The sequence below is a fragment of the Thermobaculum sp. T2p genome (assembly GCF_059335935.1).
This window is the reverse complement of record NZ_JANZYQ010000021.1, coordinates 15991-31645: the sequence shown is the minus strand read 5'-3', so window position 1 is coordinate 31645 and position 15655 is coordinate 15991. Positions and strand designations below refer to the sequence as shown.

The following is a 15655-nucleotide window of genomic DNA, read 5'->3' as shown; positions in this document are numbered from 1 at the left end:
GCGTGCGGAGGAGAGACTTCTACTCCCACGCCGGTCCAGCAGGCCGCAGCCAGCCCCACGCCCACCGTGGCCCCTACCCCAACGCCCACCATGGCCCCTACCCCAACGCCCACCCAGCCACCTAGGCCGACGCCCACCCAGCCACCTAGGCCGACGCCCACGCCGACGAAGAGGCCCGAACCTAAGCCCATCCGCTTGGTGGGTAGGGGTAAGGACGTCCGAGTAGTGCGTGTGCCCTTCCCAGTCAGCCTGATGACGATTTCCCACCGCGGCCAATCAAACTTCATCTTGACTGTCCATTCTGGGGGAGAGGAAGAACTCTTGGTGAACGAGATCGGCAACTACGATGGGGTGAGGCCGCTCTTCTACGATGGAAGAGTGCTGCTTGAGATCGAGGCCGACGGTCAATGGTCCATAGTTATCCGGGCGATAACGCTCTCGGACAAGCCGATCATGAACCTATCGGGGAAAGGCGATTACGCCACCCCACTCTTTACACCGAATCCACGCGGCGAGCAGATCTACCTAATGCAGCACTCAGGGCAGAGCAACTTCATTGTATACCTGCACTGTGAGAGCGGGAGCTATCTGATAGAGAACGAGATCGGAAGGAGACGGGACATCGTGCTTGTGGACTTCGGGAGCGAGGGAGTCTGTATGTGGGAGGTGCAGGCTGACGGTCGCTGGAGCATTCAACTGAGGAGATAACCATGCGTCGTCCCCACACGTTTGGAGTGAACCGGACTGAAAGATGCGGTGGTGGTGAGTAGGTTGCCTACAGCCGCTCGTTGATGAGGGCAGAAGATGGTCATCTAGAGGCTTAGATACGCATTAGAGAGTGCGTACACTCCGAGGTTGCAGCTTGGGAATGGCCTTGGGGGTTAGAAGGACGGATCGAGAGATGAGGTCATGAGATCTTCCCGATTTCCCGATTCTTAAGGGACCGGGAAATCGGGAAAAACTTCCTGGTGGGTTTTTTTCAGGGAGGGCTCTACATGCCACCATCGCGTAGTGAGGGTGCTTCCCTGAGGAGTGCTGCCTTGGGGCCTTACCCGGTGCGTAGAGGGCGGCATGCTTTCATCTCCCGGAGAGATAGGTGTGTGGTGAGGGCGATCCCTTTGGGAGGGGAGGTAGGGAGCGGCTATTGATTTGCGCTTTTGGCCTGTGTGGCGGCCTGTGTGGCCTCCCTGGGAGCATCGGGCATGAGGGTTGCAAGGAGCAGGAGGACGAGCGCTACTGTCGCCAGCAGGGCGGCACCCAAGCGGGAGTAGTCCCACAGGTTGCGGTAGAAGGTCCAGTCATCGGGGATGGTGGTGGGAGTCCACGATGCTATACGTGTGTTGATGGGTCGATTGACGAAGAAGTAGATGAGCAACATGCCGAGAAAGCAGAGCGCGCTGATGGCCGTCTGCACGAGGGCGCGTGGGCGCTTGCGCAGGGGCAGCAGGAGCAGCAGGCAGGTGATCAGGCCGAGCAGCTCGGCGGTCGTTCCTGTCAGGGTAAAGCCTCCATAGAACGATTGTTGTACGGCCAGCCACTGGGTGCTGTCCAGCCCTCTCTTGCCGGGGATCTCCAGCGCGTGGGCGAGCGCGAGGCCGAAGGCGATCGCGGCGGACAGGAGGTTGATAAAGCGGATCCAGTTGATGAAGCGCAGCAGGTTCTCTCTCAATTGATGGTTCCTCCAGGCAGTAGCTGTATAGCAGAGATTATACGCTTGCTGGTGGTTTTTTGCAGCAGGTGAGGGGTGGCCGGCACCAGCCGGCCACGTTGTTGAGGGGTAATGGTGTGGTTGTGGGGGTTACTTCACGCCAGATATTGGGTCAGGGGCGGATCGGCGCGGCGTTGACTTCGCCTCCGACCATGAATCTGATGCGCTCGCAGATGTTGGTGACTCGATCGGCTATCCTCTCTAGGTTGTGGCTCACCCACAGCAGGCGGGTGGCCCGCTGGATCGTCTGGGGATCGGCCAGCATGAAGGCCAGCAGCTCGTGGTACACCTGGTCGTACAGGCGGTCGATCTCGTCGTCCTCTCCCCATATCTCCTGCGCCTGCGTGAGGTCTTGGTTGACGAACGCCTCGAGGCTGCGGCGGAGCATGCTGCAGGCCTGCTCGGCCATCTTCGGGATGGTGACCAGGGGCTTGAGCGGCGGCTCGCTAGCGATATCTATGCTGATCTTGGCGATGCCCTCGGCGTAGTCGCCCATCCTCTCCAGCTCGGAGGCTATATTGAGGACGGCAGCTATCTTGCGCAGGTCTCCTGCGAGAGGCTGTTGGGTGGCTATCATCAGCAGGACGTCGCGCTCGATCGCCTCCCGCCGGGCGTCCAAGAGGTCGTCTCCCTCTATCACCTGGCGGGCGAGTGCAACGTCGCCCGTCTTGAGGGCCTCCACGGAGCGGGTGATCGCCTTCTCGACCATGCTGCCGAGCGTCAGCATGGAGTCCTGCAGGGCGTTGAGTTCGCGTTCGAAGTGCTCTCTGGGCATGGGATCTCCTTCGCTTCTTTTCATCTCAGGATACCATCGGGCCTTAATGGCCGGCTGATGCGTGCATTAAGATTCCTTAAAGCTCCTACCACACCAGCGAGTAGGTGGAGAAGCTGCGGGTGCGTGCGCCGCTCCGCCTCTCGAAGGGCCCCCAGATGGCGTAGGTGATGGCCCTGGCGCCCGCGGGTCCTTGGGGAAGATCTCCCCCCTCCCCCTGCTGGTTGACGAAGAGCACGCGCCCGCTGGGGTCGAAGCAGGCGCCACAGAACTCCGAGTCGTTGGTCAGCGTGCGTGCGAAGTCGTAGATCTCGCCATAGGGGGTGAGGCCCCGGATGTACTGTTCACCGGGACTGTCCTCGCAGAGGAAGATGTCGCCCGTCTGGGGTACGACCACCATGTTGTCGGGGTTCTCCAGCGTCTCCGGTCGGACCGACTCGTAGATCAGCGTGAGCTTCTCCCTGTGAGGGTCGTACTCCCACACCTGCCCGAGGTTCTGGCTGCCGCCGGTGGTGCAGTCGAAGTAGATCTTGCCGTCGCCGACCCACATGCCCTCCTGGCGGTCGAAGTAGGCCGCTCCCTTGTCCTGGGCCTGTATGCGGGTGGGCGTGAGGCCGGGCACTCGGTCCTTGCGGGCGTCGGTGTCGTCCTCGTGGTCGGGGTCGTCGACCGGCACCCACTCGACGTCGTAGGGCACGCCCACGATCCTGCCGGTGTCCATGTTGGTGTGGTGCTCTCCCTTGATCTTGAGCGCCTCCAGGCGGCCGCAGCTCTCGGCGAGGTCGCCCGGCTTGCGCGGTCTCCTGCTGGGGATGTAGCGGTAGAGGCAGGCGCCTATCTCGCCGAGCACAGGGTCGGGCTCGATGCTGCGGTCCTCGGTGAGGTAGAGGATGCCCGCGTGCCAGGCGGCGGCCTCGTGCACCAGCCTGCCGGCGGCGGGTATCGGGACCGCCTCGACGGGCCCGCCGGCGCGGGAGTCTACCTCGAAGATGTAGCCGTGCTTCTTGCCGCTTGCGCCTCGCTTGACGACCTCCTCGCAGGTGATCCAGCTGCCCCAGGGGGTGACGCCTCCCGCGCAGTTAGTGGATGTGCCCCCGAGGATGGCGTAGCTCTCCACGACTCGGGGCTCCCTGCGGTCCTGGAGCTCGACTATCAGCTTGGTGCAGCCGCCGTACATCTGGGGGTCGTACTCCAGCTCGGGGGGCGCCACGACCTTCGCTTCTCCTGGTCTCTCTCGATTCTCGTGGTTACGTATCAGTGCGATTCTTCTGCCTCCACGGCTCCTGGCTGGGAACGCCCCCATGGCATCGAAGATGCCTGGTGTGAGCTGTCCATCCGACATGGGCATTCCTTGCCAGGATATGATGGCGTAGTCGAAGCCTCTCGGCAACGCCAGGTCACCCTTGGGCTCAAGCGGGCCATAGCCCGTCACGCGTGGTGGCGTCTGCCCCAGGGCGACTCGGAGGCCGAACGCCCCTATGGGGCTGGCCATCGTGAAGGCTGCTGCGCCCGCAAGACCCGCTCCCAGGAACTCCCTGCGGCTTATCCTCCTGCGCTCTCGACCATCTCTATACTGCTCAACTGCCATCTGGCTAACTCCTCTACTATCTTCTCTAGCTGCTCGCTTGCCTGAGGATCGGAGGCGGACCCTTCGAGGTAAGGCATGGTGCGCTGCAACAGCCTGAAGTTCTGCTGCGGGATGAAGATTGCCTCGTTCACCTGCTGCATCCTGGGACACCTCCTGTATCCTTCGTCCTCATGATAGCCTGCGCCCTTAAGTGGGAGTGCACCCACAGTTAATGGCAGCATAATGAGGACATTAAGGATTGCTTTGCTGGGTGGCCGCAGGCAGCGTGAAGGTGAACCTTGCCCCCTTGCCTGCACCCTCGGACTCCGCCCAGATGCGGCCCTTGTGGGCGAGCACGAGATGCTTGGCGATCGCCAGGCCCAGACCCGTGCCGCCGGCGGATCGCGCTCGGTCGACCTTGAAGAAGCGCTCGAAAAGCCTGTCCAGCAGCTCGGGCTCTATCCCCACGCCCGTGTCCTGCACCGTCACCGCCACCTCCCCGTCAAGGGAGTAGACGCGGACGGTGATCCTGCCGCCTGGCGGTGTGAACTTGATGGCGTTGTGCACGAGGTTGATCACCACCTGTTGGATGCGCTCGGGGTCGGCCAGCGCGAGGATCTCAGCCTGCTCCGTGGTGACCTCCAGGGCCACGCCGTGGCGCTCCGCCTGGGGCCGCAGCCTCTCGGCGCCCGCGCGCACCACCTCCACCAGGTTGACGGGATGTATGTGGAGCTCCACCTTACCGGATTCTATCCTCGAGAGCTCCAGCAGCTCCTCGATCAGCTGTGCGAGCTTGTCGACCTCGACGTGCATGCGTGCCAGGAAGTCGCGTGCCACCTCCTCGTCCTCCAGCGCGCCCTCCTCGAGCGTCTCCACCAGCGACTTGAGCGCCGCCACCGGCGTGCGCAGCTCGTGGGAGACGTTGGCCACGAACTCCTGGCGGATCGTCTCCGCCCGCCGCAGCTCCGTGACGTCCCGCAGCAGCAGGAGCACCTGCGCCCCTGAGCCGTTTTCCCCCGGGATGGGAGAGGCCAGCGCGTCTATGAGACGCCTGTTGCCGTCGCTTCCCAGCTCCAGCAGGCGAGGCAGCCTCACAGGCCCGTTCCGACCGATCGCCTGCCGCACGAGGTCCGCCAGCTCGTGGTCGCGGATCACCGCCATCACCGACCTGCCGCGGACGTCCTGCTCGCGCGTGCCCAACAGCTGCTCCGCCGCCCTGTTCATCGCCTGCACCTCTCCGCGAGAGTTCGTGATCAAGAGGCTGTCGGCCATGTAGCTGAGGACCGCAGACATCCTCTCCCTCTCGCGATTGATCGTGCCGATGTAGGAGTCGAGGCTCTGGGCCATCTCGTTGAAGGCGCTGGCCAGCTCGGAGGTCTCGTCGCGGCCGCCGATCTCGATGCGCTGGTGCAGCCGGCCTGCGGCCATCGAGCGCGCGGCGGCCGTCAGCCGTGCGATGTTGGAGGTGGTCGCCCTGGCCACCACGAGCGCCAGGAGGACCACCAGCACGATCGCGATCGCCGTGGCCGCCCCCACCACCGTGACCACCCGGTTGAGCGATGCCCGCACGTCGCTGATAGGCATCGCGACCCGGACCACCCCCAGGGTGTTGCTGCCGCTGCCGACAGGGACCGCCACGTAGAGCAGGTCCTTGTCGAGCGTACGACTGTGCCGCATGCTCTCCCCGAAGCCGCTAGCGAGCGCCTGCTGCACCTCGGGACGCGACAGGTGGTTGTCCATGGTGGCGGGGTCGTGGTCGGTGTCCCCGAGCACCCGGCCGGTGCGGTCGATGATGGTGATACGGATGCCCGCCGCCCTGCCGACATGCTTGGCGAAGACATCCATGCTGGAGGTGTCGCCCTGCTGCAGCTGTGGAGCCACCTGCTGGGCAACGATCAGCGCCTGGCTCCTGAGGTCCATCTCCAGCTGCTGGAGCTGCTGCTGCCGCAGGTAGTAGGCAAGGTACACGCCCAAAGCCAGCAGCGCCAGGGCGATCAGCAGGACGTAGCTTGCAGCGATGCGCCACTGGATGCGGGTGAACATGGAAAGCCCCTCGCTAGCCCGAGAACCTGTAGCCCACGCCGCGCACGGTCTCTATGCGCTTGGGATCGGAAGGGTCGTCCTCGATCTTCTCCCGCAGGTTGCGGATGTGCACCGGCACCGTGCGCACGTCCAGCGCCTCGTCGTATCCCCACACCTCCTCCAGCAGCCGCTCGGCGGAGAAGACTATCCCCTTGTTCATCACCAGGAAGGTCAACAGGTCGAACTCCCGCGGAGTCAGCTGGATCACCTTGCCCCCGCGCTTGACCTGGTGCATCGCGGGGTCGATCTCCAGGTCGCCAGAGACCAACTTCTGACGCCTGCTCTCCTGCTGCTGGCTGGAGATCTCGGCCATGATAAGGCTGCGACGCCGCAGCAGCGCCTTGATACGCGCCAGCAGCTCCCGCATGCTGAAGGGCTTCGTGAGGTAGTCATCCGCCCCCAGCTCCAGCCCGACGATGCGATCCACCTCATCGGTCTTGGCCGTCAGCATGATGATCGGCACCGAGCTGCGCTGTCGCAGCCGCCTGCATACCTCCAAGCCGTCTATCTCCGGCAGGAGGATATCCAGCACGACGATGTCGGGGTTCTCCTCGGCCAGCTCCAACGCCCTCTTGCCGTTCTCGGCGGTGAGCACTTTGTAGCCCTCGCGGCGGAGGTTGTAGGCGATCGTCGTCAGGAGGGTAGACTCGTCCTCCACAAGCAGCACTGTCGTCACTTTCCGCTCCCCTTAGAGCTGTTCTCGGTAGACATATTAGCATGAATCCCCTCTACAAGTGATTGTAACCCAAACACCTCCCAAGACGCACACTTGTCCTCCCAGCTATGTGCCAGCTAGGCGCCAGCAAAGAGCGAGAGGATAACATCAGACTGACTACTAGCAGGAGAGTTCACACATGCAAGGCATACTAATGTACAAGATGAGGTCAGGGTGGAGTTTCATGCTCCTCACCTGGATCCTGCTTGCCGCACTGGCGGCACCAGCAGGGAGCACCAGGGCCGCATCCATCTCCCCCAGCAACTACGCCAGCACGACCGCACCGCTCAACCTCCGAGCCGGTCCAGGCACCTCCTACGCAGTGCGCAAGCTCATCCCCTGCGGCATGGAGCCCTACGTGCTCTCAGGGCCCTACAGCACCTACTGGTACAAGGTGCGCTACATGGGACTAACCGGCTACGTCCACGGCGACTACCTCGCACAAGGCAGCGCCGTGGGCACTCACCTCTGCAAAGGGACTTATGCCACCGCGGCCTTTGGGGCAAGGGTGCGCAGCGGCCCAGGCACCAACTATTACGTAAAGTTGACTGTCCCTCAGGGCAGACAAGTAAGCGTGATCAGTGGCCCCTACAACGGAGCTTGGTACAGGGTAAGCTATAGGGGCGTGATGGGCTACGCCTATGGTGGCTTGCTCCGCCAGGGCGAAGCCGTCAGCGTGACCAGGCTGGACACCTCCCGCAAAGTGGTGGCGCTCACCTTCGATGCCGGCTCCGACCGCGGGTACGCCGCCCAGATACTGAACACCCTGAAGGCCTATGATGTGAAGGCTAGCTTCGGCGTCACCGGCAAGTGGGCCCAGGCCAATCCCGACCTCATCAGGCGCATGGTCAACGAGGGGCACACGGTCTTCAACCATACCTACAGCCACGGGTCGCTCACCGGCCACTCCACGAGCACCGGGCCCCTGACGTACGCCCAGCGCGCGAGCGAGATCCAGAGGACCGAGAGGATAATCAAGGAGATATCCGGCAGGAGCCCTAGACCCTTCTTCCGCCCACCTTACGGCGACTACGATCGATCCGTCCTGGTCGACCTGCGGACCCTGGGCTACAAGCTCAACCTCATGTGGACGGTGGACTCCCTTGGATGGAAGGGCCTCAGCAAGCAGGCGATAGTCCAGCGCGTGCTGGAAGGCGCCCAGCCCGGGGCCATCTACCTCTTCCACGTAGGCTCCCAGTCGCAGGACGCCGCCGCGCTCCCACAGATCATCCAGGGACTACGCGCAAGAGGGTACACCTTCACCACCTTCGACGCCTTCTATCGCTGACAGCGCCCCTACAGCGCCCTAGCAAGTGCCTCACTCCCTTTTTCCCGATTTCCCGATTGTTAAGAGACCGGGAAATCGGGAAAAAGGTTGATGTCCCAGGACCGCTTTCAGGTGGCCTCGGGCCTGGGAATGCCGCCAGAGGGTACCACCTGCTTGATTCAAGGGGTTGACTTTGGAACGCCGGCGAAGTACAATCAGGCTGTGAATTATGTGACTGATAATACTTATTTGGTCAAGAAATATAAGATTTGTGATCGCGTGCGTGCTACAGGGCTTTTCGCAGGCAACGGGCGCAGCGGATGGCGGGGACGAGGGTGGAAATGTCGTAGGCAGAGGAGCTTGCCAGGGCGCGGCTCCGTGTTGGTGGAGGGCGTGAGATGACCAAGCAGACGGGTGCCCGCGGCAGGCGCCGGGCAGATCCCCGCAGGAGGAGGGAGCGCGCCGAGCGCATCCTCGATGCGGCCACCGCCTTGGTCGAGCGCTGGGGGTTCGACAAGACCACCATGGAGGACATCGCGCGCGAGGCCGGAGTCGCCAAGGGCACGATCTACCTCCACTGGGGCAGTCGCGAGGACCTCTTTATGTGCGTGCTGCTGCGCGAGTGGCTGCAGATGGTCGAGGAGCTTCAGCACCATGTGTGGAGCGATCCTGAGGGGTTGACCCTCCATGGCCTGGTGAAGTACAGCGTGCTGGCCACGCTTCGACGGCCGCTGCCTAGAGCGCTGCTCCTGACGGATTCTCGCACGCTAGGAAGCATCGCCCGCCACGAGTACCTGCGCGAGGGCTCCCTCATGCGCCGGCGGATGGACTTCCTGCGGGAGCTGGTGGAGTTCCTCCGCGAGGAAGGCATGGTCCGCACGGACCTCTCTCTGGAGGAGGTAACCCACACGCTGGGAGCGATCTCCATCGGCTTCATGACGGTGGAGCACTTCTGGCCCGAGGGCGTGACCATCCCGCTTGAGAGGCAGTGTGACCTGCTGGCGGAGGCCACGCGGCGCACGCTGGAGACGGGGCGCCAGCCGACTCTGGAACACAGGGAGAGGATGGTCCGCTTCCTGGAGGAGCGTATAGGCCAGATGATCACTATGGTGAAGGCATATCTGCAACAGCATCTAGAGGAGGTAGACGATGGGAGCGCTGATTGACGTCCAGGGGTTGACCAAGAGTTATGGTCGCAGCAGGGGCATCGTCGACCTGACGTTCCAGGTCGAGGAGGGCGAGATCTTCGGCTTCCTTGGGCCCAACGGTGCGGGGAAGACGACGACGATCCGCACGCTGATGGGATTCCTGCGCCCGACGGCCGGGCGGGCGACGATAGCGGGGCTGGACTGCTGGACGCAGTCGACGGCGGTCAAGCGGCTGGTCGGCTACCTGCCCTCGGAGTTCGCGTTCGACGCCAACCTCACAGGAGCCCAGATCCTCTCCTACCTGGGGCACCTGCGTGGCGGGGTGGATCGCCGGTACGTGGCGGCGCTCTGCGAGCGGCTGGACTTCGACCCCAGCAAGCGCTTTCGCGAGTACTCCCGGGGTAACCGGCAGAAGCTGGGAGTCATCCAGGCGTTCATGCACCGGCCCCGCCTGCTTATCCTGGATGAGCCCACTGGAGGGCTCGACCCCCTCAACCAGCAGGAGTTCTACCGCATCCTGCGGGAGGTGCAGGCGGAGGGCGCCACGGTGTTCCTCTCCTCACACATCCTGCCGGAGGTGGAGCGCACCTGCCACAGGGTCGGCATCGTGCGCGATGGGCGCTTGGTGGAGATCAACGAGGTGGACGAGCTCAAGAAGCTCCGCCAGCAGACGGTGGTCGTGACGTTCAGCAGGCAGGTGCCCTCGGACGAGTTCGCCTCCCTGCCGGAGGTGGAGGGCTTGAATGTGGAGCGCGATGGCCGTGAGCTGCACCTGCAGGTGCGAGGCGGCGACCTGAGCGCTGTCATCCGGAAGGCCGCTGAGTACAACGCCCAGAGCATCACGGTCCAGGAGCCCAGCCTTGAGGAGATCTTCATGCGCTTCTATGAGCCCACGAGCGTGACCGCCTAGGAGGTGACAAGATGCTAAGATCCGTATGGCTGAAGACGATAAGGGATCACAGGGTCGCGGTGATCGGCTGGGGCGTAGGCCTGGGGCTGCTGCTGTATGCGCTGTACGCTACCGCCGAGCAGGCACTGAGGGGTGGCGTGGCGGAGATCTACCAGTCCTTTAGGTTCTACGCAGAACCTGTAGCGATCGACACCGTTCCAGGGTACATCACGTTCCGCGGCACGAGCGTGCTGATCCCTACGCTGCTGGCGATATGGGTGCTGCTTATGGGGGCAAGGCTGCTGCGCGGGGAGGAGGAGCGGGGCTCCATGGACGTGCTGCTCTCCTACCCGCTGGGGAGGATACGGCTGCTGCTGGAGAAGCTGGCCGGCGTGGCGGCGAGCATCCTCCTGATCTGTCTGATCCTTGCGGGATTTGCGATGTTGGGGCAGGCCAGCGCTCACGAGGCCGCGGACTACGCGCGGGCTCTGGGAGCGATGCTCAACGTCTGGCTGTTCGAGCTGTGCGTGCTTGGAGTGGCATGCTTCCTGTCGCAATTCCTGCGGACGGCCGGCGCGGCGGCTGGCTGGACAGGAGGAGTGCTGCTCGTGATGTTCATGCTCGACGCCGTGGGCCGCACCGTGGAGGGCGCAGGCTGGACGCGCTACCTCTCGCTCTACCACTATTACAACACCAACAAGCCACTGATCCCCTCGGTACCTGCCGACTGGGCCTCACTGGCGGTGTTGGTCCTGGCCCTGCTGGTGCTACTGGTGATTAATGCCTGGGTCTTTGCGCACCGAGACCTCGGCGGCGTCGTGCTGGACCTCTCCGTAGGAGGCCAGAGGGAGGAGAGGCCCCTGGAGCTCCTGGAGGCCGCTTGGGGCTCGCTCTGGCTGCGGTCGCTGGGATGGCGCACGCTGAGGGCACGGGCGCTTGCGATCCTGGCGTGGATTGTCGGCATCTGCGTGGGCTACGCCGGCCTGCTGACATGGATGTTGCCGAGGCTGCTGGATGCCTTCCGCAGGATCGTCGCCGAGGGAGGAGTGGTAGGCGAGCTGTTCAGCGGTCGGGACATCGCCACCAATCAAGGAGTGATCAGCGCTGCGCTCTTCGGCTTCCTGCCGGTGCTGGTCAGCTTCTATGCGCTCACGCTGGCGGCCTCCTGGAGCCGCGACCTCGACAGCGGTCGCATGGAGCTCGTGATCGCCACGCCGAATCCTAGGTCCCGGCTGCTGCTGGAGCATGCGGCGGCGGTGACCCTGGCGACGATCATCATGCCCGTGGTGCTGTGGCTGGCGATCCTGCTTGCGGCGTGGGCTGTGGACCTGCGGGTAGACGTTGGCAAGCTGGCGGCGGCGTCGGCGGCTATCTTTCCGCTGGAGCTCATTGCTGTGGGACTAGTTTACCTGCTGGCTTGCAAGCTGCCATCGGGGGCGGTGATGGGCCTTGCGAGCGCCTTCCTGCTGGTCTCCTTCCTAGGGGAGTTCCTCCAGCCGCTGATCAAGCTGCCGGGCTGGCTGATCGGCCTGTCGATCTTCCACCAGTACGGCACGCCGGCAGTTACCGGCATGGAGTGGGGAAGTTTCCTGGCGCTGCTGGCGATCGGGTTGGCACTTCTGGTGGCTGCCGTGGTCGCCTTCGGCCGCACCAGCCTGGCAGCCCGCTCGTGAGGGGCCGTGCAAGCGCCTGGCAACCCTTGTCGTGCGCCAAGCATGTGCCCCCCACATCCACGTTCGGGAAGCGGCGTCAGGTGCGACGACTGGGTGGTGATCGCCAGCCCCATAATTTCAGTTGGCCGTTGCATGTACCATCATGGTGATGGTCCTGCGAGCAGATATCGATTGGAGGTGTCGGAAGTGCTGGATCTGAAGGTGCGGCCTGCATCCCAGCAGGATGTGGAGAAGCTGTGCCAGCTGTGCGCCCAGCTGGGATATCCCTCCACCGCCGAAGATGTGGCCACAAGGCTGGAGCGCATCTCCTCCCTGCCCACCCATTGCCTGCTGGTGGCCGAGATCGATGGCGAGGTAGTGGGCTGGGTGCACGCCTGCGAGGAGCTCACGCTGGAGTCGGGTGCCTGTGGGGTGTTGGCCGGCCTGGTGGTGGACGAAGCGTACAGGAGCAAGGGCGTGGGAGCGCAGCTGCTACGGGCCGCGGAGGAATGGGCCAGTCGCCAAGGCTACGGGCGCATGGTCGTGCGCAGCAACATCATCCGGGAGAGAGCACACCGCTTCTACGAGCGCCAGGACTACAGGCTCATCAAGACCTCCAGGGTCTTCGATCGGCGGTTGGAATAGTTGTTCTGGCATGTATCTTGATGCAGTAGTCGTGATCGCGCCTAAAGGGTCTACCTATTGCAGGGGAGTAGCTATGAAGGCTCTGGACTGCGAGTGCGGAGAGCACATCGAGGCAACGAACGACGAGGAGCTGCGCATCAGGCTGCGTGAGCACCTCAACTACTACCACCAACAGGGAGAGGTCTCAGACCAGGAGCTGGAGCAGCTAATCCAAGAACGGGGCTACGAGGCCTAGGCCAGCCCTCCGGCAGTGCCCTAACACAAGGGCCTCCTTGCCCTTGCTGGAGCATCAGGCCCTCTTGGGCCATAGGGAGCGCCTAGCCTCTTGTGCGCCCCGCAGCCAGCGCCAAGAGCGACCGGCCATCGCACGGACTGCCATCACAAGGCAGGTTCCCTTAGCCACACAAGCGTGCCCACACCTCCTGTTTGGGCACGCTAACTTCACGTGCCCCCTGGCCCCTAATACTCCGCTTCAGCTCTACGCCTCAACACGCTCCCCAAGGGCAGCGGCGCCCAGAGGATGCTAGGGCAGCTTACGGGGAAGTCCTCCCAGAGGTATAGTCCCACACCTGCAGGTCAGGGAAGTAGCTCCAAAGCCTCTTGTCCCGGGTCAACAGCATGTCGGCTTGGGCTTTGGCGTGTGCCCTAACCAAGAAGTCGGTCAGGATATGCCCCCTCAGGCTCATCATGTGGCCACACCCAGGACAGGTAACTTCAAACCTATGGCCACAAGAGCACTGTATCTTTTGGCCGCGATCCGCAAGATATGCCCTCCAAGCTCTGCTAGCTAGCCACAGCGCCTCCTCGGCGGGCTCCTCCACTTCCAACTCCAGGGAATCCACAAAGGCCATAAGCTCTTCCCGCGACTCGAAGGCGGCCATGAGCTCTGCAAGGACCACCGAGGAGATGACTAATGCCCCCCGAGCTGAGGCCCCCAGCAGGGCATCTCTGGCCGCAGCACGTGCCCGAAGATCGCCCGCCAGCAGGTCAAGCAGCGCGCAGGTGTCGATCGCCACCCTCACTCATCCTCTCCCCTTACCTCGCGCAGGAAGGCATCCACAGAGCCATCAGGAAGCCGACCCTCCAGATACCCCTCCCAGCGCTGTATCCTCTCTGGGGAAACCCTCTTGCGCAGCAGGACCTCGTCCCCTCGCACCACGAACTCCACCTCCGAGCCCTCCTTGAGCCCCAGGCGGTGCCTTACCTCCTGGGGCAACGTTACCTGGCCCTTGCGCGTGACCCTGGGCATAGGCAACCTCCTAAGCAATACTACATAAAAATTACCACATGGTAATACCAGTTATGTAATACCACATATACCACTTATTGGCCACAGGGAGCGAAGAGCAGCAGGAGCTCTCCCATTCATCCATTTCCACCGGCGTGAGAGGACGATAACCCCGACACGCCGTAGCTTACAAATGTAAAAATCCGCTAAGATGCTTGATTTTAACAGAACATATGTTGTATAAAGAACTTAAGTTCTTATAAAGGAGGGGTTCATGAACGACTTCGCTGAAGCCATGGCGCACCAGTCCGACTCCGAGGTCCTCCAGGAGGCCTCACAAGACCTGCAGCAGCTTCATGCTCGCCTGCGCGATGCCGTGGAGCGTTACCGCCAGACGGTCATAGCTTCACATCCAGACATCATCCCCGAGCTGGTCACGGGCACGACCATCGAGGAGGTCGATGCCTCTCTGCAGGCCGCACGCGCTGCCTACCACAGAGCTATAGAGAGTGCACGGCAAGCCTCCCTGCGGGTGCTTCCACACACCAATCCCGCAAGGGCAGCCTCTCCCCCTGCTGATGTGCGCTCTGCACCTGCTATCGCCAAGATCGCCTGGGCTCTAGGCAGGCGTGGGCGCTAGGGGGCACAGGATGAGCATGTGGCAACCCTCAGGGAAACATCCCAAGAGCTCCCATAAGGATGGGCGCTCCGAGCGCCTCTTGCGCTACAGGCAGTACCTCGACTTCTACCAAGGCATCCAGTGGGAGGCACCCCAGCGGGCGGGCGAGAAGCGCCTGACGTTCAACTACGCACGCGTCTTCGTCCACAAGGCCGCCTCCTACCTCTTCGGCAAGCCTTACAACCTGCAGGTGCCAGCCTCCGAAGAGATGCCGCCTGAGCGCGCCGCCGAGGTGGAGCGCCTGCTGAAGGCCACCTACGAGGCCAACAACCTCTACGCGCTCGACTACGACACCGCCGTCGATGCAGCAGTCCTTGGCGATGGCGCCTTTCGCATCCTCCCCACCGAGGAGGGCGTGCGGGTGACCTCTGTCGATCCCCAGGCATTGGACGTCCAGGCCGACCCGCTAGACTTCCGACGCGTCCTCGCCGTCACCCACACCTACATCGTCGAGGAGCCCATCGATCATGGCTTGTGGGCGGGCAACGGGCTCTCCGGGGAGTTCACCGAGCGGTGGACTGACTCCGAGGTGACTCTGGAGGTCGATGGCGCCCACGTCGCCACCCTGCCCAACCCACTGGGGTGCATCCCCTACGTCATATTCCCCAACGCTCGCAGGCCGTTCTCCTTCTGGGGAGAGTCCGACCTGGTGGACCTCATTGAGCCGGCGCGGGAGCTCAACAAGCGCATGTCCGTGCTGGCGTGGGTGTTGGAAGTCTCAGGCAACCCGATCGCCGTACTTGAGAACGCCGAGGCGGACGGTATCCGCGTGGGACCGGGGCAGCTCTGGGAGCTTCCAGCCGAGAGCAAGGCCTACCTGCTCGATCTACTACAGGGAGGGGGCGTCAAACTCCATATCGAGTACGTGGACCTGCTCTACCGCGCACTGCACGACATCGCCGAGACCCCGCGCACGGCCTTTGGGGACTCCGGCAGGGTGATCTCCGGTGCAGCGCTCGAGGTCGAGATGGAGCCCCTGGTCCAGAAGGTCGGCCGCAAGCGCCAGATATGGACCGGCGTCATCCAGGCCCGCAACGAGCTTATCTTGCGCTCCCTGGAGCTGCTGGGGCACGGCTCCATGGCGCCCTACAGGACGCTCGTCCAGTGGCCCAGCCTGCTGCCGGAGGATCGCTCCCAGACCGTTCGCGACGAGGTGGCGCTCGTGGAGGCCGGCATCCACTCCCGCCGCCGCGCGATGGAGGTCCTGGGCGAAGACGACCCAGAGGCGGAGTACCGCCGCGTCGTGGAGGAATCCCTATCCCCTGAGGACATATTCCAAATACAACAATACAGATAGGAGGTT

Annotated in this window: 17 protein-coding genes and 1 pseudogene; 9 read left to right on the top strand and 9 right to left on the bottom strand. The window is 63.3% G+C overall.

Annotated elements, in window-relative coordinates; translation table 11 throughout:
- Positions 1-287 (bottom strand): annotated as a pseudogene (locus tag N2245_RS10940) (hypothetical protein); the annotation flags it as partial.
- A 1-nt stretch (position 288) separates the two neighbouring features.
- Between N2245_RS10940 and N2245_RS10935 the strand changes: the two are divergent.
- Positions 289-708, top strand: a complete 420-nt coding sequence (locus N2245_RS10935; protein WP_494536769.1) for a hypothetical protein — start codon at positions 289-291, stop codon at positions 706-708.
- Between the two features lie 433 nt (positions 709-1141).
- On the opposite strand, the gene N2245_RS10930 is transcribed toward N2245_RS10935, so the two are convergent.
- The 6 genes from N2245_RS10930 to N2245_RS10905 form a co-directional block, all read right to left on the bottom strand.
- Positions 1142-1669 (bottom strand): hypothetical protein, encoded by a 528-nt coding sequence (locus tag N2245_RS10930; RefSeq protein ID WP_494536768.1) that lies wholly within the window; start codon positions 1667-1669, stop codon positions 1142-1144.
- 151 nt (positions 1670-1820) lie between these two features.
- Positions 1821-2483: a phosphate signaling complex protein PhoU gene (phoU, locus tag N2245_RS10925; RefSeq protein WP_494536767.1), complete on the bottom strand. Its 663-nt coding sequence runs from the start codon at positions 2481-2483 to the stop codon at positions 1821-1823.
- Positions 2484-2568: 85 nt separating this feature from the next.
- A complete protein-coding gene (locus N2245_RS10920) occupies positions 2569-4068 on the bottom strand; it encodes an alkaline phosphatase PhoX (RefSeq protein WP_494536766.1) in 1500 nt (499 codons plus the stop codon).
- Entirely contained in the window at positions 4023-4208 is a 186-nt protein-coding gene (locus tag N2245_RS10915; protein ID WP_494536765.1) for a hypothetical protein, read from the bottom strand. Before N2245_RS10915 ends, N2245_RS10920 begins: the two co-directional genes overlap by 46 nt.
- 91 nt (positions 4209-4299) lie before the next feature.
- Entirely contained in the window at positions 4300-6090 is a 1791-nt protein-coding gene (locus N2245_RS10910) for an ATP-binding protein (RefSeq protein WP_494536764.1), read from the bottom strand.
- Positions 6091-6103: 13 nt separating this feature from the next.
- A complete protein-coding gene (locus N2245_RS10905) occupies positions 6104-6805 on the bottom strand; it encodes a response regulator (RefSeq protein WP_012876779.1) in 702 nt (233 codons plus the stop codon).
- A gap of 178 nt (positions 6806-6983) precedes the next feature.
- On the opposite strand from N2245_RS10905, the gene N2245_RS10900 reads away from it, so the two are divergent.
- From N2245_RS10900 to N2245_RS10875, 6 genes are all read left to right on the top strand, one after another.
- On the top strand, positions 6984-8132 hold the full coding sequence (locus N2245_RS10900) for a polysaccharide deacetylase family protein (RefSeq protein WP_494536763.1): 1149 nt from the start codon (positions 6984-6986) through the stop codon (positions 8130-8132).
- Positions 8133-8509: 377 nt separating this feature from the next.
- Positions 8510-9277 carry a TetR/AcrR family transcriptional regulator gene (locus tag N2245_RS10895; protein WP_494536762.1) on the top strand — a complete coding sequence of 256 codons (768 nt, stop codon included), beginning with the start codon at positions 8510-8512 and terminating at the stop codon, positions 9275-9277.
- A complete protein-coding gene (locus tag N2245_RS10890; protein WP_494536761.1) occupies positions 9261-10169 on the top strand; it encodes an ABC transporter ATP-binding protein in 909 nt (302 codons plus the stop codon). Before N2245_RS10895 ends, N2245_RS10890 begins: the two co-directional genes overlap by 17 nt.
- Before the next feature lie 11 nt (positions 10170-10180).
- Positions 10181-11821 (top strand): DUF2705 family protein, encoded by a 1641-nt coding sequence (locus tag N2245_RS10885; RefSeq protein WP_494536760.1) that lies wholly within the window; start codon positions 10181-10183, stop codon positions 11819-11821.
- Positions 11822-11953: 132 nt separating this feature from the next.
- Positions 11954-12445, top strand: coding sequence for a GNAT family N-acetyltransferase (locus tag N2245_RS10880; protein WP_494536759.1), 492 nt, complete (start codon positions 11954-11956; stop codon positions 12443-12445).
- Positions 12446-12518: 73 nt separating this feature from the next.
- Positions 12519-12680, top strand: coding sequence for a hypothetical protein (locus tag N2245_RS10875; RefSeq protein WP_494536758.1), 162 nt, complete (start codon positions 12519-12521; stop codon positions 12678-12680).
- A 298-nt stretch (positions 12681-12978) separates the two neighbouring features.
- On the opposite strand, the gene N2245_RS10870 is transcribed toward N2245_RS10875, so the two are convergent.
- A complete protein-coding gene (locus tag N2245_RS10870) occupies positions 12979-13467 on the bottom strand; it encodes a type II toxin-antitoxin system VapC family toxin (RefSeq protein ID WP_494536757.1) in 489 nt (162 codons plus the stop codon).
- On the bottom strand, positions 13464-13694 hold the full coding sequence (locus N2245_RS10865; protein WP_494536756.1) for an AbrB/MazE/SpoVT family DNA-binding domain-containing protein: 231 nt from the start codon (positions 13692-13694) through the stop codon (positions 13464-13466). Before N2245_RS10865 ends, N2245_RS10870 begins: the two co-directional genes overlap by 4 nt.
- A 253-nt stretch (positions 13695-13947) precedes the next feature.
- Between N2245_RS10865 and N2245_RS10860 the strand changes: the two genes are divergently transcribed.
- On the top strand, positions 13948-14313 hold the full coding sequence (locus N2245_RS10860; protein WP_494536755.1) for a hypothetical protein: 366 nt from the start codon (positions 13948-13950) through the stop codon (positions 14311-14313).
- Between the two features lie 10 nt (positions 14314-14323).
- Positions 14324-15649, top strand: coding sequence for a phage portal protein (locus tag N2245_RS10855; protein ID WP_494536754.1), 1326 nt, complete (start codon positions 14324-14326; stop codon positions 15647-15649).
- The last annotated feature ends 6 nt before the right edge of the window (positions 15650-15655 follow it).